The sequence below is a fragment of the Streptomyces sp. NBC_00322 genome (assembly GCF_036147535.1).
Classification (GTDB): Bacteria; Actinomycetota; Actinomycetes; order Streptomycetales; family Streptomycetaceae; genus Streptomyces.
Genome location: NZ_CP108019.1, coordinates 5,694,681 through 5,717,002 on the forward strand (window position 1 = coordinate 5,694,681; position 22,322 = coordinate 5,717,002).

At 69.6% G+C, this 22,322-nt stretch carries 17 protein-coding genes and 1 pseudogene; 9 read left to right on the forward strand and 9 right to left on the reverse strand.

Annotated features, from left to right (window positions below):
• Positions 1–28 precede the first annotated feature (28 nt).
• Positions 29–985 (forward strand): EamA family transporter, encoded by a 957-nt coding sequence (locus OG905_RS26105; RefSeq protein ID WP_328677742.1) that lies wholly within the window; start codon positions 29–31, stop codon positions 983–985.
• Here OG905_RS26105 and OG905_RS26110 read toward each other — a convergent pair.
• A pseudogene (locus OG905_RS26110) lies at positions 888–1,649 on the reverse strand (sugar phosphate isomerase/epimerase family protein); the annotation flags it as partial. The gene OG905_RS26105 and the pseudogene OG905_RS26110 overlap by 98 nt on opposite strands.
• The gene (locus tag OG905_RS26115) at positions 1,646–2,581 is read right to left on the reverse strand and encodes a bifunctional helix-turn-helix transcriptional regulator/GNAT family N-acetyltransferase (protein WP_328677744.1); all 936 of its coding nucleotides are present in this window, start codon (positions 2,579–2,581) and stop codon (positions 1,646–1,648) included. The pseudogene OG905_RS26110 and the gene OG905_RS26115, both read right to left, overlap by 4 nt.
• Before the next feature lie 265 nt (positions 2,582–2,846).
• On the opposite strand from OG905_RS26115, the gene OG905_RS26120 reads away from it, so the two are divergent.
• A complete protein-coding gene (locus OG905_RS26120; RefSeq protein ID WP_328682607.1) occupies positions 2,847–4,895 on the forward strand; it encodes a TerD family protein in 2,049 nt (682 codons plus the stop codon).
• Between the two features lie 18 nt (positions 4,896–4,913).
• Here the strand turns inward: OG905_RS26120 and OG905_RS26125 are convergent, their stop codons facing one another.
• From OG905_RS26125 to OG905_RS26135, 3 genes are all read right to left on the reverse strand, one after another.
• Positions 4,914–5,291: a hypothetical protein gene (locus tag OG905_RS26125; RefSeq protein ID WP_328677746.1), complete on the reverse strand. Its 378-nt coding sequence runs from the start codon at positions 5,289–5,291 to the stop codon at positions 4,914–4,916.
• Between the two features lie 93 nt (positions 5,292–5,384).
• On the reverse strand, positions 5,385–5,573 hold the full coding sequence (locus tag OG905_RS26130) for a hypothetical protein (RefSeq protein ID WP_328677747.1): 189 nt from the start codon (positions 5,571–5,573) through the stop codon (positions 5,385–5,387).
• A gap of 199 nt (positions 5,574–5,772) precedes the next feature.
• A complete protein-coding gene (locus OG905_RS26135) occupies positions 5,773–6,531 on the reverse strand; it encodes a GntR family transcriptional regulator (RefSeq protein WP_328677748.1) in 759 nt (252 codons plus the stop codon).
• Between the two features lie 179 nt (positions 6,532–6,710).
• On the opposite strand from OG905_RS26135, the gene OG905_RS26140 reads away from it, so the two are divergent.
• The gene (locus OG905_RS26140; protein ID WP_328677749.1) at positions 6,711–7,118 is read left to right on the forward strand and encodes an ATP-binding protein; all 408 of its coding nucleotides are present in this window, start codon (positions 6,711–6,713) and stop codon (positions 7,116–7,118) included.
• Between the two features lie 47 nt (positions 7,119–7,165).
• Here the strand turns inward: OG905_RS26140 and OG905_RS26145 are convergent, their stop codons facing one another.
• Entirely contained in the window at positions 7,166–8,230 is a 1,065-nt protein-coding gene (locus tag OG905_RS26145; RefSeq protein ID WP_328677750.1) for a LacI family DNA-binding transcriptional regulator, read from the reverse strand.
• A 138-nt stretch (positions 8,231–8,368) separates the two neighbouring features.
• Here OG905_RS26145 and OG905_RS26150 point away from each other — a divergent pair, with 138 nt between their 5' ends.
• From OG905_RS26150 to OG905_RS26170, 5 genes are all read left to right on the forward strand, one after another.
• Positions 8,369–9,520, forward strand: a complete 1,152-nt coding sequence (locus tag OG905_RS26150) for a Gfo/Idh/MocA family protein (protein ID WP_328677751.1) — start codon at positions 8,369–8,371, stop codon at positions 9,518–9,520.
• Positions 9,517–10,656: a dihydrodipicolinate synthase family protein gene (locus OG905_RS26155; protein ID WP_443043993.1), complete on the forward strand. Its 1,140-nt coding sequence runs from the start codon at positions 9,517–9,519 to the stop codon at positions 10,654–10,656. Before OG905_RS26150 ends, OG905_RS26155 begins: the two co-directional genes overlap by 4 nt.
• A 32-nt stretch (positions 10,657–10,688) precedes the next feature.
• Complete coding sequence (locus OG905_RS26160) at positions 10,689–11,486, forward strand: sugar phosphate isomerase/epimerase family protein (protein ID WP_328682611.1); 798 nt, start codon at positions 10,689–10,691, stop codon at positions 11,484–11,486.
• 463 nt (positions 11,487–11,949) lie between these two features.
• Positions 11,950–14,157 (forward strand): SF1B family DNA helicase RecD2, encoded by a 2,208-nt coding sequence (gene recD2, locus OG905_RS26165; protein WP_328677752.1) that lies wholly within the window; start codon positions 11,950–11,952, stop codon positions 14,155–14,157.
• A gap of 229 nt (positions 14,158–14,386) precedes the next feature.
• Positions 14,387–15,676 (forward strand): citrate synthase, encoded by a 1,290-nt coding sequence (locus OG905_RS26170; protein ID WP_324978645.1) that lies wholly within the window; start codon positions 14,387–14,389, stop codon positions 15,674–15,676.
• Positions 15,677–16,103: 427 nt separating this feature from the next.
• On the opposite strand, the gene OG905_RS26175 is transcribed toward OG905_RS26170, so the two are convergent.
• The 3 genes from OG905_RS26175 to OG905_RS26185 form a co-directional block, all read right to left on the reverse strand.
• The gene (locus tag OG905_RS26175; protein WP_443044085.1) at positions 16,104–18,323 is read right to left on the reverse strand and encodes a heavy metal translocating P-type ATPase; all 2,220 of its coding nucleotides are present in this window, start codon (positions 18,321–18,323) and stop codon (positions 16,104–16,106) included.
• 173 nt (positions 18,324–18,496) lie between these two features.
• Entirely contained in the window at positions 18,497–18,808 is a 312-nt protein-coding gene (locus OG905_RS26180; RefSeq protein WP_328677759.1) for a heavy-metal-associated domain-containing protein, read from the reverse strand.
• A 109-nt stretch (positions 18,809–18,917) separates the two neighbouring features.
• Positions 18,918–19,694: a TetR family transcriptional regulator gene (locus tag OG905_RS26185; RefSeq protein ID WP_443044086.1), complete on the reverse strand. Its 777-nt coding sequence runs from the start codon at positions 19,692–19,694 to the stop codon at positions 18,918–18,920.
• Positions 19,695–19,947: 253 nt separating this feature from the next.
• On the opposite strand from OG905_RS26185, the gene OG905_RS26190 reads away from it, so the two are divergent.
• Positions 19,948–22,290: an MMPL family transporter gene (locus OG905_RS26190; RefSeq protein ID WP_328677761.1), complete on the forward strand. Its 2,343-nt coding sequence runs from the start codon at positions 19,948–19,950 to the stop codon at positions 22,288–22,290.
• Positions 22,291–22,322: the final 32 nt, after the last annotated feature.

The following is a 22,322-nucleotide window of genomic DNA, read 5'->3' on the forward strand; positions in this document are numbered from 1 at the left end:
CATGGTCGGCGCCGCTGATCATCGACCCATGCGCCCCGTACACATGGCACTCGCCGTCCTGGTCACCGCGGTCTGGGGAGTGAACTTCGTCGTCATCGAACTCGGGCTCGGCCACTTCCCGCCCCTGCTTTTCTCCGCCCTGCGCTTCCTGGTGGCCGCGCTGCCCGCGGTCTTCTTCGTTGGCCGCCCCAAGGTCGCCTGGAAGTGGGTGATCGGCGTCGGACTGGCTCTGGGCGTCGCGAAGTTCGGGCTGCTGTTCATCGGTATGGACCGCGGCATGCCGGCCGGGCTCTCCTCGCTGGTCCTGCAGATCCAGGCGGTCTTCACGGCCCTGCTCGCGGCCGTCGTCCTGCACGAACGTCCGGGCAGGGTACGGATCCTGGGCATGGCCATCGCCCTGTCCGGCATCGCCCTCGCGGCGGTCGACGAGGGAACCTCGGGCCCCGTCCTCGCCTTCCTGCTCCTCATCGCGGCCGCGGCCTGCTGGGGCGTGTCCAATGTGCTGACCCGCAAGGCGTCCCCGCCGGACGCCCTGAACTTCATGATCTGGGTCTCCACCGTCCCCGTGCTGCCGCTGCTCGCACTCTCCCTCCTCCTCGAAGGCCCCGAGGCCGACATGGAGGCGCTGCGCTCCCTGGACTGGAGCGGGGCAGGCACGATCGTCTATGTCGCCTGGGGCGCGACGGTGTTCGGCTTCGGCGCCTGGGGTTTCCTGCTGCGCCACTATCCCGCCTCCGCCGTGGCCCCCTTCTCGCTCCTCGTCCCGGTCTTCGGCATGTCGTCCGCGGCGCTGCTGCTCGACGAGTCGGTGAGCCCGCTGCGCTGGGGCGCGGCGGTGCTGCTGGTCGGCGGCGTGGCGCTCACCTCACTGTCGCGAGCAGGAGTTCCAGGTGCTCCCGCCCCGGCACCAGCAGTCCCGGCAGATCGGCTGCCTCCGGATGCCAGCGCTTCTCGTACTCCCAGCACAGCCACGTCTCCTCGGTGAGCGTGGCCAGACACTCGGCCAGCGGCAGTACGCCCGCGCCGAGCGGCAGTGGCGCGAGGTCGTCGGCCGATGCGACGTCCTTCACCTGGACGTAGCCGAGGAAGGGGGCGAGCGCGGCATGCGCCGCGGCCGGGGTCTCGCCGTCGAGCCAGGGGTGCACCACGTCCCAGATCGCGCCGACGTGCTTGTGGCCGACCGTGCCCAGGATGCGCGAGACACCGGCGCCGGTGCGGTGCGAGTCGTGGGTCTCCAGCAGGATCCGTACGCCGAGTTCGGCCGCGGTCTCGGCGGCGGTCCCGAGCCGGCGGGCGGCGGTGGCCTCGGCCTCGTCCGGGTCCTGGTCGCCTGCGCCGGGGAAGACGCGTACATACGGGGCGCCCAAGTCCTTGGCCAGCCACATCAGTTCGTCGAGCTCCTTGTACACCGGAGCGTCGTCACCGGCGGCCGCGACACCGGTGTACCCGCACACGGTGAGAATCTCCACGCCCGCCCGCTCGAATTCGGCGACCACGGCGGCCCGCTCCCGCATGCCGGTCCCCGGATGTACCGGCTCCTCGGAGTGGGCGCGCAGCTCCACCCCCTGATAACCGGTGTCCACGGCGAGCGCGACCACGTCGGGGACCGGCATGCCCGGCACACCGAGGGTGGAGAAGGCGAACTTCACGTGATCGTTCCTTCCAGCAGGGGCAGCCGCCAGTCCTGGCCGACCAGATCGGCTCCGTACGAACGGTGCGGCTTCTCGGCGACGAGGGTGAACCCGGCCCGCTGATAGATCCGGCGGGCACCGGCCAGTACGTCATTGGTCCACAGCACCAGATCTCGATACCCCACATCGCGAGCGAAATCCACGACGGTACGCACGAGCAGGTCGCCGAGTCCGTGCCCTCGCGCATCCGGCTCAACCAGCAGCAGCCGCAGCCGCGCGGTCGCCGGGGCGTCGTCCCGTACGCACATGACCGACCCCACCGGCCGCCCGTCCAGCTCGGCGATCCACACCCGCTCCAGATGGGGATCGTGGTCCTGGGCGAAGTCCGCGACGATCCGGGCGACGAGCCCCTCGAAGTCGGCGTTCCAGCCGTACTCGGCGGCGTACAGCGCACCATGGCGCTGCACGACCCACCCCAGATCCCCGGGACCGGGCTCGCGCAGCACGGGCCCTTCCCGGTGGGCGGCCCGCTCCCGGCCGAGGATCTCGCGCACGGTCCGCATCGCCTCGACGAGCCGCGGCCGCTCATCGGCGGGCACATTGGCGAGCAGCGCCCCCACGGCCTCCCGCGACCGCTCGTCGAGCAGCGCGGCGGCCTCGCGTCCCCGCTCGGTGAGCGTGATCCGCTGCCGCCGCGAATCCACCTCTGACGGCGCCCGTCCGACCAGTCCGTCCCGCTCGAACTTGGCGAGGAGCCTGCTCAAGTACCCGGCGTCGAGGGAGAGCTCGGCCCGCAGATCGGCGGCGTCGGTACGGGGACTGTGGGCGAGCTCGTACAGGACGCGGGACTCGGTCAGGGTGTACGGGGTGTAGAGGTGCTTGCTGTAGTCGAGCGCGCCGATGAGGTTGGTGTAGAAGCGGTTGAAGGCGCGGATTTCCTGGATGGGCATGGGCTGCTCCGGGCTCTATCCTTGACTGAGTCAACGGTACGACGCGGTCGTAGTCCCGGCAAGAGGGCGATCTGTGCCGACGGGCAGAGCTCCATGTCCGGGAGCAGAAGATGGTTGATTCTTCACATCACCTGCTCGCGCACCGACGGTGAGCGCTACGGTACTTTTCGTAGCGCCGAGTGCGAGCTACGTCACAGATCGACATGTTGCCGCCGCTCGGGCCTGACCTGAGACGGCTGTACGTCAGGGGGACTGCATGCGCGAAATGGCCAAGGGTTCCAACATCGGCCTGGCAGCCCTGAGCGATGACACCGGATCGGTGGTCGTGAGCCTGCGTTGGAGCAGTGCGGCGGGGGACGGCGATGCCGATGTCTCCGTATTGCTGTTGGACGGCAACGGCAAGGTGCGCAGCGATGCCGACTTCTTCTTCTACAACAACCCCGCCGCGGCCGACGGCAGCGTGCAGCTGCTGGGCAAGACACCGACCGACAGCGGCAGCGAGGACCGCATCAGCCTCGATCTGACCGCTGTGCCGGAGGATGTTGAACGTATTGTCGTGACGGCCAGTCAGTACGGCGGTTCCTGCTTCGGTGAACTCGACGACCTGCGGGTAACGCTCGCCGATGGCAGCGGTGAAGCTCTGCTCGGATTCTCCATCACCGACGCCGGAGTCGAGAGCGCATTCATCTTCGGTGAGCTCTACCGGCGGGGCGAGGGGTGGAAGTTCCGGGCCATCGGGCAGGGCTACGAGACCGGTCTGGCGGGTCTGGCCACGGACTTCGGTATCGATATCGATGAAGAGAGCGAAGACGAGAGCGAAGACGAGAGCGAAGACGACGCGGTAGCGGTGGAGCAGGTGCCGAAGGCCGATGAGCCGCGGCCACCGGCCGTCCTGCCACCGGCGGCGATCCCCGCACAGGCCGTACGTGAGGCGCAGCAGGTCGGCGTGGAGCCCACGACAAAGCGCGCGCGTGGCCCTCGTACCGCGAAGAAGAAGGTCACACTGCCCAAGGTGGTCAAGAAGTCCCTCGCTGAGAACGACTCCTGGCGGCCTGCCCGGCTCTTCCCGGCGCCGTCGCTCAAGAGCGACAAGGAGCGCGAGCTGCGGGCCACTTCCGTTCTCCTCTCCGTGATGGCCGAAGTGCCCGAGTTGGGGCGAAGGCTCACCGCCGCCTTCGGCGCACCGGCCGGACGAATGCAGACCTTCACCGAAGTCACGCTTCCGCACGGCGATACCCCCAAGCGCCCGGACGGTGTGATCCGTGTGGAGCGCGCGGGCAAGCTGTGGACGGCTCTGGTCGAGACGAAGACCAATGGAAACCCGCTCAAGCCGGATCAGGTCCAGAACTACATGGACATCGCCGCCCGCCGCGGCTACGAGGCCGTCATCACGCTTTCCAACGACGTTGCCCTGGAAGGCAGTCCGCTGGTGGACGTCAAGATCGACGGGCGGCGCAGGAACAAGGTCGCCCTGTGGCACCTGTCCTGGGCCGAAGTGGCCCACCAGGCGCAGATGCTGATCCGTCATGAGGGTGTCGGCAATGCCGCGCACGCTTGGCTCCTGCAGGAATTGCTGCACTATCTCCAGCACGAGAACTCCGGCTGCCACGGTTTTCAGAACATGGGGCCGGCCTGGGTGCCGGTACGGAACGGCATCGACACGGAAACTCTCTGCCAGGGCGATCCGCGTGCCGTGGAGGTCGTCGAGAGCTGGGAACGGCTCATCCGCCAGGTCTGCCTGCGCCTGGGTGGCGAACTCGGCCATAAGGCCCTGCCGGTACAGCGCGCCAAGCGCGGTACCGACCCGCAGTCCCGGCGCGCTGTACTCGCCGACCGGCTGTGCGACGAAGGCCGCCTGGCCGCTGAGCTGCGCATCGACGGAACGCCGGGGGTCCTCGGGATTACGGCCGACCTGCGGACAGCCAGACTTCGCACATCCATCGAAATCCAGGCCCCGGAAGGGAGTTATCCCCTCACCTCGGCCAAGCGCCTGCTGCGACTGCTGGCCGAGGCGCCGGCGGACCTCCATGTCGAGACCCTCGTCGAGGGCGGCAGCGGCCCGCGCGGCACTCTGGAACGGCTGCGCCCCGAGCCCGCCGACATGCTGCCCAAGGACGGCGCCCGGACGACCGGTTTCCGGCTGTCGTTGTTCAAGGGCATGGGCGCTACTCGCGGCAGTGCCGAATCCGGATTCATCCGCAGCGTCGACGAGTCTGTGGACCGGTTTTACGCGAGCGTAGTTGCCCAGCTGACGCCGTTGGAACGACGCTTGGGAAGCCGCTCGCAGGCAACGGAACCGTCTGCCGTCGGCTGAGCCCGAGTTGTGGGATTGCTAGGTCTCGGGGTAATAGGCGGGAAAGCAGACTGAGTTGTCCGCACTGCAGATCTCGGTTCCGGTCGGGATGCGCCCGAAGGGGCGCTCGTACGTCAGAAGTCCCACTGTGCGTCCCGAAGCGAAGGACGCCGTACCCTCGCGGACGGGGCCCGAGCCGCTCGGAGGACCGCCGGTGTAGTGATAAGGGCCGTGCCCGCCCTCGACGATCGCAAAGAAAACCATGTAGTGGTCGTCCTCCTGGCGGTCCCCGAACGGCATGCCCGGCCGCACCAGCAGGACCCCCACCCGGGGCCAGGCTTTCGGCAACGGCCCGCACTCCTGGTGCGCAAGGTCCTCACTGACCGCCGCCCAGCAGAAGCTGCGGTCGTCCTGCATCCAGGCCAACTCACCCGCGTCGGGCGGCTCGCGACGGATGACCGCGACCTCATCGGTGGCGGGCCGTGTGTAGGGGGCTGCATCGGGTTCCGGCTAACCGCAGCCAGCAAGGCCTGGTCGGCAGCCGTAGCCTTCGAAGTCCCGATCGCCTTCGCCGGCCCAGACGGCGGCTTCGACGGCCATGACGAAGCCGTCGGTGACGGCGCCGCCGTCGAAAGCGACGGTGAAGGCTGCGCCCCTCCCTGTGCCGTACATGCGGTCACCAGCATCGCCGCTGCGCACGCGGCCGGCCCCCTGAGAAACCTGCCCCTCACCAGTCCCCTCTCGATCAACTCCCCCGAGAGTAGGCCAGGTTCGGCCCGGGATTGGCAGGTCGACGTCACCGGGCGGTGCCCCGGCCCAGGTAGGACGTGTTGCAGGGCGGTCTCTTCGGATCATTGCCCGACTCCCGAGGTGATCCGAAATAAGGCCAAGGCACGCCTCAGGCGTCGAAGTCGTACTCGAGGATGTAGGCGGACGCATCCAGGACCATGTCGTTCACTTCGACGGCGCGCCCGTCCTCGGCGAAGGCCGTGCGGCAGATCAGGACGACCGGTGTGCCCGTTGCCAGGCCGAGCCGTTCGGTTTCCTCTGCAGTGGGCATGCGGGAGCGGACTTCCTCGCGGAAGCGGACCGGCCTGGAGCCGATCTCGTCGAGCCGGGCGTAGATGCCTCCGGGCCCGGTGTCCGTCTGCGTGATCGCCGTGCCCGCCACAAGCTCGGCGTCGAGGTAGGAGGTGGCCAGCAGGACTGGTCTGCCGTCGAGTACGAACCGGCGGCGGCGTACGCACGCCAGCGCGCCATCGACGAGGCCGAGAACTCGCGCTATCGCTTCAGGGGCGTCTTCCTCGGTCACCGAGATCGGATCGACCGTCAGATCCCGGCCTTCAGTGTCGACTGTCCAGATGGATCGGCCGTCGCCCCATAGTGCGGGTGAGAGCCGCTGGACACCGCGGCGCCGGATCGGCCTGAACTCGCGCACAAAGACTCCGGCGCCCTTGCGTGCCTCGGCCAGACCCTCCGACTGGAGAACGCCGAGCGCCTGCCTGGCCGTCATGCGGGCGACCTCGTAGGTGGCCATCAGGTCGTTCTCACCGGGCAGCCGATCGCCCGGACCGTACTCACCCGAATCGATGGCGGCCTTCAGCTCGGCGGCGATGCGCTGGTACTTGGGCTGTCGGCCGGCGCCCTGGCTCCCCATGGACGGTCCTCCCTGATCATCTCTAGACATCCTAGGCATCTCGCGCTGCCCATCACCCGCCACCCCATGCTCACAGGCGAGCAGAGCGCGGACATCTCTAGAGAACTCTTGACCGAGGAAGGCGTACCAGGCCAAGATCTCTAGAGATGTGACTCACTGCGACCTTGCGGAGGCTCCCCGTGCCGAAGACCAACATCGTCGAGGTCGGCTGGCGACTCCCGAGAAGTCCTCGCAGCGCCGGGCGGGCCCGAGCGCTGCTGCGCAAGCAGCTCTCCATGTGGGAGGTCGGGGACGAAGTGGCCGACACCGCCGAGCTGTTGCTCTCGGAACTGGTCACCAACTCCATCCGGCACGCCCGCACACCGGCCGGTCGCGACATCGGCGTGCGGCTCGCGCGCTACGACGGGATGCTGCGCGTCGAAGTGGCCGACGCCAACAACCGTCGCCCAGAACCTCGTTCGGCCGATGCCGACGACGAAGGCGGCCGAGGGCTCGTCCTCGTCGTCGGCCTCGCGGAACGCTGGGGCTGCTGCCCACGACGCCACGGCATCGGCAAGTCCGTCTGGGCGGAACTGAAGATCGGGTGATCCTGGCGCGCGGGCCCGTAGCCGCACCTGCCGGAATCGCCCCCGCCTCACCCCTTCCGCGGCGGCGCCGTCGACGACCGTGCCATCAGTTCCGCCGCGATCGTCGCGATGCCGCCCGGCGGCGGGGCCTCCTTGCCCATCGCCAGGCGGCCCGCCCGAGCCCCCGCCTCGTACAGCGGCAGCCGGACCGTCGTCAGCGCGGGTGCCGCGTCGATCGAGAAGGGGAGGTCGTCGAAGCCCGCGACCGAGATGTCCTCGGGGATGCGCAGGCCCTGGTCGCGCAGGGCCGCGCAGGCGCCCAGCGCCACGGTGTCGTTCGCGGCCACGACGGCGGTCAAACCGGGGTCACGGCGCAGCAGTTCGAGGGTCGCGTCGTAGCCGGAGCGGCGGGCGTACGGGCCGTGGACCGTGAGCCGGTCCTGGTCGCCGTCGATGCCCGCCGCGGCCAGTGCGGCCCGGTGGCCCTCCAGCCGGTGCCGGGTCGTCGTGCGCTCGGTCGGCCCCGCCACATAGCCGATCCTGCGGTGTCCGAGCGCGACCAGATGTTCGGTGAGCCGGCGCCCGCCGCCCCGGTTGTCGAAGGCGAGCGCGGCGACGATCGCCTCGCTGCCCGGCAGCGGCGGCCGGCCGCAGAGTACGACCCGCGTACCGGCGTCCGCGAGCTTGGCCAGTCTCGTGGTCATCGCCGAGATGTGGTCCGGGTCCTCCAGGGCGCCGCCGGTCAGGACGACGGCCGCGGCGCGCTGGCGCTGGAGGAGGGTGAGATAGGTGAGTTCGCGCTCGGGGGAGCCGCCGGTGTTGCAGACGACGGCCAGTTTCTCGCCGCCCGCGCGCCCCGAGCCCTCCTGCCCGCCGATCTCGGTCTGGGCGGCCCCGGCCATGATCCCGAAGAAGGGGTCGGCGATGTCGTTGACGAGGATGCCCACCAGATCCGATGTGGCCGCCGCCAGCGAGCTGGCGGGCCCGTTCAGGACGTAGTCGAGCTCGTCAACCGCTCGCAGCACCCGTTCCCGCGTTGACGCCGCGACCGGGTAGTTGCCGTTGAGGACACGGGAGACGGTGGCCGGGGACACCCGGGCGCGTGCCGCCACATCCGCCAGGGTGACTGTCATCGCTTTCCTCCGCGGGAGAGGGGACGGGGCCCTTGTCCGGGCCGCTGTGGGCAGGCTAGCGTCATACCGTGTAGAAAGCGCTTGCTACTCCCGTATCGAGGGAACACGGCCGTAATGAGGGAACGTGGAGGCGACTTGATGACACGCAGGACAGTGCGGATCGCCATGAACGGCGTCACGGGGCGGATGGGCTACCGCCAGCACCTGGTGCGCTCCCTCCTCGCGATCCGCGAACAGGGCGGCCTGGACCTCGGCGACGGCGACGTCCTGTGGCCCGAGCCCGTTCTCGTCGGACGTCGCGAGCACGCCCTGCGTGAGATCGCCGAACGCCACGGCCTCGCCCATGTCTCCACCGACCTCGACGCCGTGCTCGCCGACGACAGCGTCGACATCTACTTCGACGCGCAGGTCACCTCCGCCCGCGCCTGCGCCATCAAGCAAGCCGTCGCCGCGGGCAAGCACATCTACACCGAGAAGCCGACCGCCACCGATCTCGCGGGCGCGCTGGAACTGGCCCGTCTCGCCGACGCGGCCGGCATCAAGCACGGCGTCGTCCAGGACAAGATCTTCCTGCCGGGCCTGCTGAAGCTGAAGCGCCTCGTCGACGGCGGCTTCTTCGGCGAGATCCTGTCCGTACGCGGGGAGTTCGGCTACTGGGTCTTCGAGGGCGACTGGCAGGAGGCGCAGCGCCCGAGCTGGAACTACCGCGCCGAGGACGGCGGCGGCATCGTCCTCGACATGTTCCCGCACTGGGAGTACGTACTGCGCGAGCTGTTCGGCCGGGTCACCAGCGTGACGGCGCGGGTCGCCACGCACATCCCGCAGCGCTGGGACGAACGCGGCAAGCCGTACTCCGCGACCGCCGACGACTCCGCGTACGCCATCTTCGAGCTGGAGAGCGGTGCCGTCGCCCAGATCAACTCCTCCTGGGCGGTACGGGTGATGCGCGACGAACTCGTCGAGTTCCAGGTCGACGGCACGCACGGCTCGGCCGTCGCGGGCCTGCGCCGCTGCCGCGCCCAGCACCGTTCCGCGACCCCGAAACCCGTCTGGAACCCGGATCTGCCCGCCGCGGAGTCCTTCCGCGACCAGTGGCAGGAGGTGCCGGACAACGGGGAGTTCGAGAACCCCTTCAAGGCGCAGTGGGAGCTGTTCCTGCGACATGTCGCGCTCGGCGAGCCGTACCACTGGGACCTGCTGGCGGGCGCGCGCGGCGTGCAGCTCGCCGAGCTGGGGCTGAAGTCGTCGGCCGAGAGCCGCCGCTTCGAGGTGCCGGAGCTGTCGCTGTGACGATCAGGCTCCTGGATGGGGTGTACGAGCCCCGCACCGAGCCGGCTGTGTTCGCCGGTGGGGCCGCACTCACCTCCCGTACGGTCTTCGCGGCGGCGCATGTGGTGGCCGACCCGTACGCCGATGTCTCGCCGGACACGCCCGCCGCCGTCGACTGGGACGCCACGCTCGCCTTCCGCCGCCATCTGTGGTCGCACGGCCTCGGCGTCGCGGAGGCCATGGACACGGCGCAGCGCGGCATGGGTCTCGACTGGGCGGGCGCGGCCGAGCTGATCCGGCGCTCATCGGCCGAGGCCAAGGCGGTGGGCGGCCGCATCGCGTGCGGGGTGGGCACCGACCAACTGACCGGCCCGGCTGATCTGTCGGCCGTCCGTGCGGCGTACGAGGAGCAGCTCGCACTCGTCGAAGAGACCGGCTCGCAGGCGATCCTGATGGCCTCGCGCGCGCTGGCGGGCGCGGCCGGGACCCCGGACGACTACGTGGCCCTCTACACCCACCTGCTGCGCCAGGCCTCCGAGCCGGTGATCCTGCACTGGCTGGGCCCGCTGTTCGACCCGGCGCTGGAGGGGTATTGGGGCTCGTCCGACCTCGACGCGGCGACGGGGACGTTCCTGGAGGTCATCGCCGCGCACCCCGACAAGGTCGACGGCATCAAGGTCTCGCTGCTCGACGCGCAGCGCGAGATCGACGTGCGACGGCGGCTGCCGGAGGGTGTCCGGTGCTACACCGGCGACGACTTCAACTACCCCGAGCTGATCGCCGGCGACGAACGCGGCTTCAGCCACGCGCTGCTGGGGATCTTCGACCCGCTCGGTCCGCTGGCCGCGCAGGCGGTACGGGTCCTCGACACCGGCGATGCCGACGGCTTCCGCACACTCCTCGACCCGACCGTCGGGCTGTCCCGGCATCTGTTCCAGCCGCCGACGCGCTTCTACAAGACGGGCGTGGTGCTGCTGGCCTGGCTGGCGGGGCACCAGTCGCACTTCACGATGGTGGGTGGCCTGCAGTCGGCGCGCTCGCTGCCGCACCTGTGCCGGGCGTACGAACTGGCCGACGGCCTTGGACTGTTCCCGGATCCCGAACTGGCGGAACACCGTATGAAGTCCCTGCTGACGATGTACGGAGCCGACCGGTGACGACGGACTTGACGTGCCTCAGCATCAACCAGATGACGGTCAAGCAGCTGACCCTGCCCGAACTCACCGAGGCATGCGGGACCCTGGGCATCGGCGGGGTTGGCCTGTGGCGCGAACCGGTCCAGGCGTATGGAGTCGACGCGGCCGCCAAGCTCGTACGGGACGCGGGGCTTACTGTCACCAGCCTGTGCCGCGGGGGCTTCTTCACCGCGACCGACCCGGCGGAACGGGCCCGCGCCCTGGCCGACAACCGCACGGCGATCGAGGAGGCCGCGGCGCTCGGCACGGACACCCTGGTCCTGGTCTCCGGAGGCCTCCCACCGGGCAGCCGTGACCTGCCGGTGGCGCGCGAACGCATCGCGGACGCGCTCTCGGTCCTGGCTCCCTACGCGGGGGAGCGGGGCGTGCGCCTGGCGATCGAGCCGCTGCACCCGATGTTCGCGTCGGACCGCTGCGTGGTCTCCACCCTGACCCAGGCCCTGGACCTGGCGGAACGCTTCCCGCCGGACCAGGTGGGCGTGGCGGTGGACACGTACCACATCTGGTGGGACGACACGGCCCCGTCGGCAGTTGCCCGCGCGGGCGCGTCGGACCGCATCCACGCCTTCCAACTGGCGGACTGGATCACCCCGTTGCCGACAGGCGTCCTGAACGGGCGCGGCCAGCTGGGCGACGGTGCGGTGGACCTGCGCGAGTGGAGGGAACGGGTGGACGCGGCGGGGTATGGCGGGCCGATCGAAGTGGAGCTGTTCAACGAGGGGTTGTGGGCGAGGGACGGGGTGGAGGTGCTGCGGGAGACAGTGGGGCGGTACGCGGAGCACGTGGCGTAGGGGCACTGCCGTGCCCGGTGGGACGGGAGGCTCGCAGCTCCCTGCGGCTCACCCCGCGGCGCGAAGCTGCCGCTCCGGGGTCCGGGGGCGTCAGCCCCCAGTTTCGGGAAGGGGCGGGGTGGGGGACCAACACACCCGCACCCGCGCCCACGCCCCGGGCGAAACGCAACGATCAGCCCATTTCGTCGGAATTCCGAGATTCCGCAAAAATAACTGCCCGCAGTCGTGCAACCCTTTCCCTGTGACGCGAGTCGTACCTGGCATCAAGGCTCCTGGGGGGATCCGGGGGGATCGGGGAGCCCTTGATGGAGGGGGAGTTCGAGGGGCCCGGTCGGCCGACCGGGCCCCCTTGGCCTGGCCGGGCACCAGCTGTCGGGGCACCTGCCAGGACGCCGCCCGCCCGGCGGGCCGGAGTTGTCCACAGGCCGCCCGCACTGTCGGACCCCGGCTGTAGCGTCGGATCATGTCCAATCTGGCAGTGCTCGAAGGGGTCCTCGAGCGGATCACGTACGCCAATGAGGAGAACGGCTACACGGTCGCCCGCGTCGACACCGGCCGCGGCGGCGGTGATCTCCTCACGGTGGTCGGCTCGCTGCTCGGCGCGCAGCCGGGCGAGTCCCTGCGTATGGAGGGCCGCTGGGGCTCCCATCCCCAGTACGGCAAGCAGTTCACGGTGGAGAACTACACCACCGTCCTCCCGGCCACCATCCAGGGCATACGCCGCTATCTCGGCTCGGGCCTGATCAAGGGCATCGGCCCGAAAATCGCCGAGCGCATCGTCGACCACTTCGGCGTCGACACCCTCGACATCATCGAGCAGGAGCCCAAGAAGCTCATCGAGGTCCCCGGACTCGGCCCGAAGCGCACGAAGTTGATCGGCGCCGCCTGGGAGGAGCAGAAGGCCATCAAGGAGGTCATGATCTTCCTCCAGGGCGTCGGCGTCTCGACCTCCATCGCGGTGCGTATCTACAAGAAGTACGAGGACGCCTCGATCTCGGTCGTGAAGAACCAGCCGTACCGCCTGGCCGCCGACGTATGGGGCATCGGCTTCCTCACGGCCGACAGGATCGCGCAGGCGGTCGGCATTCCGCACGACAGCCCTGAGCGGGTCAAGGCGGGCCTGCAGTACGCCCTGTCGCAGTCCACCGACCAGGGGCACTGCTTCCTGCCCGAGGAGCAGCTGATCGCGGACGCGGTGAAGCTGCTCCAGGTGGACACCGGCCTTGTCATCGAGTGTCTCGCCGAACTCGCGGGCGACGAGGAGGGGGTCGTCCGGGAGCAGGTCCCGGCCCCCGACGGCGGCGAGGCGCTGACCGCGGTATATCTCGTCCCCTTCCACCGCGCCGAGATCTCGCTCGCGGCTCAGCTGAACCGTCTGCTGCGTACCGCCGAGGACCGGATGCCGGCGTTCCAGGAGGTCGCGTGGGACAAGGCGCTGGCCTGGCTGGCCGAGCGGACGGGCGCCGAGCTGGCGACCGAGCAGGAGCAGGCGGTCCGTCTCGCGCTCACCAGCAAGGTGGCCGTCCTGACCGGAGGCCCGGGCTGCGGCAAGTCGTTCACGGTCCGCTCCATCGTGGAGCTGGCCCGCGCCAAGAAGGCCAAGGTCGTGCTCGCGGCCCCGACAGGGCGCGCGGCCAAGCGTCTTGCCGAGCTCACCGGAGCCGAGGCCTCCACCGTGCACCGGCTGCTTGAGCTGAAGCCGGGCGGGGACGCGGCGTACGACCGGGACCGGCCCCTGGACGCGGACCTGGTGGTGGTCGACGAGGCGTCAATGCTGGATCTGCTGCTGGCCAACAAGTTGGTCAAGGCGGTGGCTCCTGGCGCGCATCTGCTGCTGGTGGGGGACGTCGACCAGTTGCCGAGCGTCGGCGCGGGCGAGGTGCTGCGCGATCTGCTCGCGGACGGCGGCCCGGTGCCCAGCGTCCGCCTCACCCGGATCTTCCGCCAGGCCCAGCAGTCGGGTGTCGTCACCAATGCCCATCGCATCAATTCCGGCGTCCAGCCCATCACTTCGGGGCTCTCGGACTTCTTTCTCTTCGTGGAGGAGGAGACGGAGGACGCGGGCAGGGTCACCGTCGATGTGGCCGCCCGCCGGATTCCGGCAAAGTTCGGCCTCGACCCACGGCGCGATGTGCAGGTTCTCGCGCCGATGCACCGCGGTCCGGCCGGCGCCGGCACGCTCAACGGGCTGCTTCAGCAGGCGATTACCCCCGCGCGGCCGGACCTCCCGGAGAAGCGCTTCGGCGGCCGGGTCTTCCGGGTCGGCGACAAGGTCACCCAGATTCGCAACAATTACGAGAAAGGCAAGAACGGCGTCTTCAACGGCACGGTCGGCGTGGTCACCTCGCTCCAACTGGACGATCAGCGGCTGACGGTGCTGACGGACGAGGACGAGGAGGTTCCGTACGACTTCGACGAGCTGGACGAGCTGGCCCACGCCTATGCCGTGACCATTCACCGCTCCCAGGGCAGCGAATACCCCGCGGTGGTGATCCCTGTCACCACAGGAGCGTGGATGATGCTGCAGCGGAACCTCCTGTACACCGCGGTCACCCGGGCCAGGAAGCTCGTCGTGCTGGTCGGCTCCCGTAAGGCGATAGGACAGGCAGTGCGCACCGTTTCCGCAGGCAGACGTTTCACCGCGCTCGACCACCGGCTGACCGGCGGTTGACACGGACGGCTCGGCCGGCCGGGGGAAGTCACCCGGCCCCGAGGGGTGGGAAACACCACCCCGGTTTCCGGAACCTGGGCGAACGGGGCAAGATGAGCAGGTTGGCGGCACTGAGTGCCGCCAGTAGGCCCAATGGTCGACCCCGAGTGCACTCTCCTGAGCCAAATGGGGGATGGTAGAGACAGTCAGGGCACCTCGAAGAAGAGGCACTACGTCGGTGAGGGATGACGTGAGCGACAACTCTGTAGTACTGCGGTACGCGGACGGTGAATACACCTACCCGGTGGTCGAGAGCACCGTCGGCGACAAGGGCTTCGACATCGGGAAGCTCCGAGCCAATACCGGTCTGGTCACCCTGGACAGCGGATACGGCAATACCGCCGCCTATAAATCCGCCATCACCTACCTCGACGGCGAGCAGGGCATCCTGCGCTACCGCGGCTACCCGATCGAGCAGCTGGCCGAACGCTCCACCTTCCTCGAGGTGGCGTACCTGCTGATCAACGGCGAGCTTCCGACGGTCGACGAGCTGGCGGCCTTCAAGGGTGAGATCACCCAGCACACGCTGCTGCACGAGGACGTCAAGCGGTTCTTCGGCGGATTCCCGCGTGACGCACACCCGATGGCGATGCTGTCCTCGGTGGTCAGCGCGCTGTCGACGTTCTACCAGGACAGCCACAACCCGTTCGACGAGAAGCAGCGTCACCTCTCCACGGTCCGGCTGCTCGCCAAGCTGCCGACGATCGCGGCGTACGCGTACAAGAAGTCGATCGGCCACCCCTTCGTCTACCCGCGCAACGACCTCGGGTACGTGGAGAACTTCCTGCGGATGACCTTCTCGGTCCCCGCGCAGGAGTACGACCTGGACCCGGTCGTGGTCTCGGCGCTCGACAAGCTGCTGATCCTGCACGCGGACCACGAGCAGAACTGTTCGACCTCCACCGTGCGTCTGGTCGGCTCCTCGCAGGCGAACATGTTCGCCTCGATCTCCGCCGGTATCAGCGCCCTGTGGGGCCCGCTGCACGGTGGCGCCAACCAGTCGGTGCTGGAGATGCTCGAGGGCATTCAGGCCAACGGCGGCGACGTGGACTCCTTCATCCGCAAGGTGAAGAACAAGGAGGACGGCGTCCGGCTCATGGGCTTCGGCCACCGCGTCTACAAGAGCTTCGACCCGCGCGCGAAGATCATCAAGGCCGCGGCGCACGATGTCCTCTCGGCGCTCGGCAAGTCCGACCAGCTGCTGGACATCGCGCTGAAGCTGGAGGAGCACGCGCTCTCCGACGACTACTTCGTCTCGCGCAACCTCTACCCGAACGTGGACTTCTACACCGGTCTGATCTACCGGGCCATGGGCTTCCCGACCGAGATGTTCACCGTGCTCTTCGCCATCGGCCGTCTCCCGGGCTGGATCGCCCAGTGGCACGAGATGATCAAGGAGCCGGGTTCCCGCATCGGCCGTCCGCGCCAGATCTACACCGGCGAGGTGCTGCGCGACTTCGTCCCGGTCGAGGCCCGCTGACACCGCGTCCGCGGCGGTCGGCGGCGGGCGGTCCCGGCAGTAGGTGGAGCCGGTGACCGTACCCCGCTGAACGCCGCCGCACAGAACGCGGAAAGCGCCCCGCTGCCGATCCCCCCACGGGTCGGCGGGCGGGGCGCTTCCCATATCCCCGGAGCGGATTCCCCCCACGGGATCCGGCCGGGCGCCTGCTGGCTGCAGGAGCTCCTCACGCGGTCTGCCGGGGTACGTACGCACGGGAGGGCCGCTCAAAGCTCCCCGGGCACGTGCCCCGGCCAACGCTTGCCTGGGACGTCCCCCAAGACATCCCATGAACGTCCCCCAAGACGTTCTCGGCATTGCCAATTTAGACTCGCGAGGAGCCTTAATGGTTACCCCTCAATATCTGTGATCTAGGTCTCCTTGTGAAGGTCTTGTGACCTATTTGTAGTCACGAGAAGGAGCGCAGGCGGAGGCTGTTGGTGACCACAAATACGGACGAAAAGGCCATGGCGAATCCGGCGATCATGGGGTTGAGCAGGCCCGATGCCGCGAGAGGCAGTGCGGCGACGTTGTAGCCGAAGGCCCAGTAAAGATTCCCTTTGATCGTTGCCAGCGTCCGGCGTGCGAGACGGATGGCGTCGGCGGCAACCCTCAGATCCCCACGTACGAGTGTCAGGTCACCGGCCTCGATCGCCGCGTCGGTGCCCGTGCCCATCGCCAGCCCAAGATCGGCTGCGGCGAGTGCGGCCGCGTCGTTGACGCCGTCCCCGACCATCGCGACGCTGCGGCCCTCGGCCTGCAGACGCCTGATCACGGCCACCTTCTCCTCGGGCATGACCTCGGCATACACCTCGTCGATGCCGACCTCGGCCGCGACCGCCTCGGCCACCGCCCTGCTGTCGCCGGTCAGCAGTACCGGAGTCAGGCCCAGGGCCCGCAGCCGGACGACCGCCTCGGCGCTGGAGTCCTTGACCGTGTCGGCGACGGCGAGGACGCCGAGCGCCTTGCCGTCCCGGGCGGCGAAGACCGCCGTACGTCCCTCGGTGCCGGCGGCTGCGGTCAGCTCGGCGGGCAGGTCCACACCCGCGTCCTGGAGCAGCTGAGCGCGTCCGACGAGTACTTGGTGTCCCTCGACAACGCCTCGTACGCCCAGTCCGGGAACGTTCTCGAAGGCTGTCGCCGGCGGAAGGGGACCGACGCGTTCCGCGGCTCCCGCTGCCACGGCGCGCGCGATGGGGTGCTCCGAGGCGTGCTCCAGTGCGCCCGCGAAGCGCAGCAGTTCATGCTCCTCGGCGGTTTCGGAGACGTACACGTCCTGAAGGTTCATCCGGCCCGTCGTGACGGTCCCGGTCTTGTCCAGGACGACCGTGTCGGCCCTGCGGGTGGACTCGAGCACCTCGGGGCCCTTGATCAGGATGCCGAGCTGTGCGCCGCGCCCCGTGCCGACCATGAGGGCGGTCGGGGTCGCCAGGCCGAGCGCGCAGGGGCAGGCGATGATCAGTACGGCGACGGCGGCGGTGAAGGCCGCGGTCGTGTCCCCGGTGGTCAGGAGCCAGCCGGTGAGGGTGCCCAGCGCGATCAGCAGCACGACGGGCACGAAGACGGCGGAGATCCGGTCGGCGAGGCGCTGCGCCTCGGCTTTGCCGTTCTGGGCGTCCTCGACCAGCCTGGCCATCCGGGCGAGCTGGGTGTCGGCGCCGATGCGGGTGGCCTCGACGACGAGGCGGCCCGCGGTGTTGACACAGCCGCCGGTGACCGGGTCGCCCGCGGTCACGTCCACCGGCACGGACTCGCCGGTGAGCATCGAGGCGTCGACGGCCGAAACGCCCTCCACGACTGTGCCGTCCGTGGCGATCTTCTCTCCGGGGCGTACGACGAAACAGTCGCCGACCGCGAGCCGTCCGACCGGTATCCGCACCTCCCTGCCGCCGCCTTCCGTACCGCCGCGCAGTACGGCGACGTCCTTCGCGCCCAGCTCCATCAGGGCGCGCAGGGCCGCGCCCGCTTTCCGCTTGGAGCGGGCCTCCAGATAGCGGCCGAGGAGGATGAAGGTGGTCACGCCCGCGGCGACTTCGAGATAGATCGTCGATGCGCCGTCGGAACGTGAGACGGTCGGGTCGAAGCCGTGGCGCATTCCGGGCATCCCCGCGTCCCCGAGGAACAGCGCCCACAGCGACCATCCGAAGGCGGCCAGCGTGCCGATCGAGACGAGGGTGTCCATGGTGGCCGCGCCGTGCCGGAGGTTGGTCCAGGCGGCCCGGTGGAAGGGGAGGGCGCCCCAGACGGCCACGGGGGCGGCCATGGCGAGTGAGAGCCACTGCCAGTTGTCGAACTGCAGGGCGGGAATCATCGCCATGAGGACGACGGGCGCGGAGAGTACGGCGGAGACGACGAGGCGTTGGCGCAGGGCGGCCGTCTCGGGGTCACGGTGCGCCGCGGTGTCCGGGCCGGCGGGTTCGTCGAGCCCGGAGGCGGGCTTCGGCGCGGGCGGCGGGGGCTGTTCGGCCGTGTAGCCGGTCTTCACGACGGTCGCGATCAGGTCCGCTACCTCCAGCCCCTGCGGGTAGGAGATCTTCGCCTTCTCGGTCGCATAGTTGACCGTGGCGCTGACGCCGTCCATGCGGTTGAGCTTCTTCTCGACGCGGGCGGCGCAGGAGGCGCAGGTCATCCCGCCGATGGTGAGCTCGACCTGGGATGTTTCCACGTTCAGGACTCCAAAACGGGGGCCGGGCCGTACAGGACCAGTATCGGACTGGTCGGGTACGGCCCGGCGGGAGGCGTTGACGGGGTATTGAGGGGCGTCGACGGAGGGCTTGCGCCCGGCGGTCGGGGTCTCCGCGCTCAGGCCCGGCCGACGAGCTCGTACCCGGCCTCGTCGACGGCCTCGCGTACGGCGGTCTCCGCCAGCGGGGCGTCGGAGACGACCGTCACCCGGCCGGTCCCGGCGACCGCCTTCACCGAGGTGACGCCCGGGAGCTCGGAGATCTCGGCGGTGACGGCGCCTTCGCAGTGGCCGCAGGTCATGCCGGTGACCTGGTAGACGGTGGTGACGCCACCGATCTGCACGTCAGCCGTACCGTCGTGACAGGAGCCGGTCGACGAGCAGCAGGAGCCGGTCGCCTGGGCGGTCTCGGTGTTCGTCTCGGCGGTCATGGCGTTCTCCTCTTCGAGGGTGCAACACGTACGAGGTCATGGGGGCGCCGGAGGGCCACGGGAATACCGAGACTCCCTGACACTCGCCAGACTATACCCCTAGGGGGTATTAATGCGAATGTGCGCCCGGCTCCGCGTTGCGCTGCTCCGTGGCCCGCTGTCCGGCCGGGCAGAGGCCGACGATGGGGGCCAGGTAGCGGAACATGACCTTCTTGATCTCGTCGATGTACGCCTGCCGCGCCTCCCCCTCGTGGGCGAGGACCAGATCGAGGCCCGCCTTGAAAATGGCGAAGATCATGGTCGCGATGCGGGAGAGCTCGGCGGGTGGGGCGTCGGGGAGGAAGCTCGCGATGATCTCCTCGATCCGCGTGAGCAGCACGGCGTGCAGAGCGTCGAACTCCTGGGTGATCTGACCGGGCACGTCCGGGCCGTGCACGAGGACGGCGAAGGCCGGGTTCTCGTGATTGAAGGCGAAGAGCGGATCGAGGACCGCGTCCAGCAGCTGGTCGAGCGGGAGGTCCAGATTGGCGGCGGTCAGTGCCGCGCCGTGGGACTCGCGCCACCGCTCAAGGAGCCGGCCGCCCAGCTCGACGGCGATGGCCTCCTTGTTCGGGAAGAACTGGTAGAGCGTGCCGGGGGAGACGCCCGCCTCGCGGGCGATGGCGTTGGTGCTGGCCGCGGTGTAGCCGCTGGTGCAGAAGACGCTGGCCGCGGCGTCGAGGAGCTGGGCGATACGGCGCTCACCGCGGGCCTGCCGACGGCGCGGCTTGGCGGCGGGCGGGTGCTCGTCGGTCGCGGCGGTGGCGGTGGCGGTGGCGGGCTCGGTGGGGGCGGGCCGGGTGGGCCGGCTTGCGGGCGGCTCGGCCTTTGTCGGCTGAGTCTTGATCGGCTCGGGCTCGGCGGTCGCGGCGCGGGTGCGCCGGGTGGGGGCGGGCTCGGCGGTCGCGGCGGGCTCCGGCGTCGTGGGCTCCGGCACGTGAAATCCCCAGCTTCCTCAAGCGGTTGACAAACGCGAGTGGTCGCTCGCATTCTTGATTAATGCGAGCGATAGCTCGTGTTTGCCAGTCTATGGCAATGGTCGACCCATGCTGCCTGCCGGGAAGCCAGCGCATGGGCCACGGTGAAGGGGACACCGCACCATGTCCGAAGTCAACAGCCCGCCTCCTCTCGGGGGATGGACCCGCTTCGTCACCGCGCGCCCCCGGCTCTCGCTGCTTGCCGCCCTCGTCCTCACCGCGCTGGCCGTATTCGCCGGTAGCGGAGTCGCCGAGCGCATGGGCAGCGGTGGCTGGGCGGACCCGTCCGCCGAGTCGACGTATGCCACCAAGGCGCTCGAGCGGGAGTTCCCCTCCTCCCAGCCGAACGTGCTGCTGCTCGTGGACAGCCGTCGGGCAAGCGTGGACGACCCGGCGGTCGCCGCCGAGGGACGGCGACTGGCGGAGCGGCTGGCCGCCGAGAAGGACGTCACGGGCGTCGGTTCGTACTGGCAGACGGGCTCGCCCGCGCTGCGTGCCCAGGACGGTCGGCAGGCTCTGATCGCCGCCCGCATCCAGGGCGACGAGAAGGCCGCGGCCGAGGTGCTGCAGCGGATAGCGCCCGACTTCCGCGGGGCCCACGGCCCGGTGGACGTCTCGATCGGCGGCCCTGTCGCGGTGCAGCACGAGATGACGACGATCATCCAGGACGACCTGCTGCGGGCCGAGATGATCGCCCTGCCGGTGACGCTGGTGCTGCTGGTGATGGTGTTCGGCAGCGCGATCGCCGCGCTGCTCCCGCTGGGAGTCGGCATCGTCGCCATCCTGGGGACCAATGCCGTACTGCGTGGCATCACCGAGTTCGCCGATGTCTCGGTCTTCGCACAGAACCTGACCACGGCCCTCGGCCTCGGACTCGCCATCGACTACGCCCTGTTCATCGTGCGCAGATTCCGCGAGGAGCTGGCCGCGGGGGCAGAGGTGCGGGAGGCGGTGGGCATCACGCTGCGCACGGCGGGGCGCACGGTTCTGTTCTCCGCGCTGACCGTGGCGGTGTCGCTGGCCGCGATGCTGGTCTTCCCGCAGTACTTCCTGCGGTCCTTCGCCTATGCCGGGATCGCGGTGGTGCTGCTGGCGGCGGGCGCCGCGCTGATCCTGCTGCCGGCCGCGCTGATGCTCCTGGGGCATCGGGTCAACGCGCTTGATCTGCGCCGCCTGTTGCGGAGGGGACGCGGCAAGGGCGCTGCGGGTGCGGACGGGGACACGGCTGAGACCGGTGCGGGATGGGGGCGCGTCGCGGGCCTGGTGATGCGCCGCGCCCCGCTCTTCGCTTTCGCCACCGTTGCGGGTCTGGTGCTGCTCGGACTGCCCTTCCTGGGCGTGAAGTTCGGTACGCCCGACGACCGCCAGCTGCCGTCGACCGCCGAATCGCATGTGGTCCAGCAGCAGATACGGGACGGCTTCCCCGGCAGCCCCGCCGGTGGCCTCGAAGTCTTCGCCGAGGACACCGGGGACACAAAGTCCCGCACGACACCCGCCGAGTACGCCGACTACCGCGCTCGAATCGCCGCCCTACCGGGTGTGCTGCGGGTCGACGGGCCTGTCGCCGCGAATGGTTCGGCCTACTTCACGGTCCAGCCCAAGGGCGAGGCGGTCGGCCGGGAGGCCCAGCGGCTCGTGCACGAACTGCGCGATGTCCCGGCCCCGTTCGAGACCTCGGTGACGGGCAGGGCGGCGGTGCTGGAGGACTCCAAGGCAGCCATAGCGGACCGGCTGCCGCTGGCGCTGGGGATCATCGCCGTGGTCACCCTGCTCCTGGTCTTCCTGCTCACCGGCAGTGTGCTGATCCCGATCCAGGCGGTCGTGCTCAACGCCCTGAGCCTGACAGCGATGTTCGGTGCGGTCGTCTGGGTCTTCCAGGACGGCAACCTCTCCGGAGTGCTCTCGTTCACCTCCACCGGGGACATCGAGACGACGCTGCCCGTGCTGATGTTCTGCATCGCCTTCGGGCTCTCCATGGACTACGGCGTCTTCCTGCTCTCCCGTATCAAGGAGGAGTACGACCACACGGGCGACCATGAGCACGCGGTGAGGTTCGGCCTTCAGCGCACCGGCGGGCTGATCACCGCGGCGGCCGTGATCCTGGCGGTGGTGATGGTGGGCATCGGCACCTCACGGGTGACCAACACCAAGATGCTCGGTCTCGGAATCGCGCTGGCCGTGCTGATGGACGCCATGGTGGTGCGCAGTCTGCTGGTCCCGTCGGTGATGAAACTGATGGGCGCCTCGACCTGGTGGGCGCCCGGGCCGCTGCGCCGCTTCCACCAGCGGTTCGGACTGAGTGAGGGCGAGATATCCCAGCCCGTGCCGCAGCCGACCTCGCCGTCGGCCCCGCAGTCGACGACGGACTCGGCCACGGAGCCGACGACGGACTCGGCCACGGAGCCGACGACGGACTCGGGACCGGAGACGGACCCCGACGCGGTGCGGGACAAGGTCGAGGCCTGACACCGCGAGCACGCCGGAGCCCCGCATCAGGG

Bases quoted from the DNA above. Each gene is read 5' to 3' on its own strand.
- OG905_RS26105 (WP_328677742.1), top strand. From the start codon at position 29: ATGCGCCCCGTACACATGGCACTCGCCGTCCTGGTCACCGCGGTCTGG.
- OG905_RS26115 (WP_328677744.1), bottom strand. From the start codon at position 2,581: ATGCCCATCCAGGAAATCCGCGCCTTCAACCGCTTCTACACCAACCTC.
- OG905_RS26120 (WP_328682607.1), top strand. From the start codon at position 2,847: ATGGCCAAGGGTTCCAACATCGGCCTGGCAGCCCTGAGCGATGACACC.
- OG905_RS26125 (WP_328677746.1), bottom strand. From the start codon at position 5,291: ATGCAGGACGACCGCAGCTTCTGCTGGGCGGCGGTCAGTGAGGACCTT.
- OG905_RS26135 (WP_328677748.1), bottom strand. From the start codon at position 6,531: ATGGGGAGCCAGGGCGCCGGCCGACAGCCCAAGTACCAGCGCATCGCC.
- OG905_RS26145 (WP_328677750.1), bottom strand. From the start codon at position 8,230: ATGACAGTCACCCTGGCGGATGTGGCGGCACGCGCCCGGGTGTCCCCG.
- OG905_RS26150 (WP_328677751.1), top strand. From the start codon at position 8,369: ATGACACGCAGGACAGTGCGGATCGCCATGAACGGCGTCACGGGGCGG.
- OG905_RS26160 (WP_328682611.1), top strand. From the start codon at position 10,689: ATGACGGTCAAGCAGCTGACCCTGCCCGAACTCACCGAGGCATGCGGG.
- recD2 (WP_328677752.1), top strand. From the start codon at position 11,950: ATGTCCAATCTGGCAGTGCTCGAAGGGGTCCTCGAGCGGATCACGTAC.
- OG905_RS26175 (WP_443044085.1), bottom strand. From the start codon at position 18,323: ATGACCTGCGCCTCCTGCGCCGCCCGCGTCGAGAAGAAGCTCAACCGC.
- OG905_RS26180 (WP_328677759.1), bottom strand. From the start codon at position 18,808: ATGACCGCCGAGACGAACACCGAGACCGCCCAGGCGACCGGCTCCTGC.
- OG905_RS26190 (WP_328677761.1), top strand. From the start codon at position 19,948: ATGTCCGAAGTCAACAGCCCGCCTCCTCTCGGGGGATGGACCCGCTTC.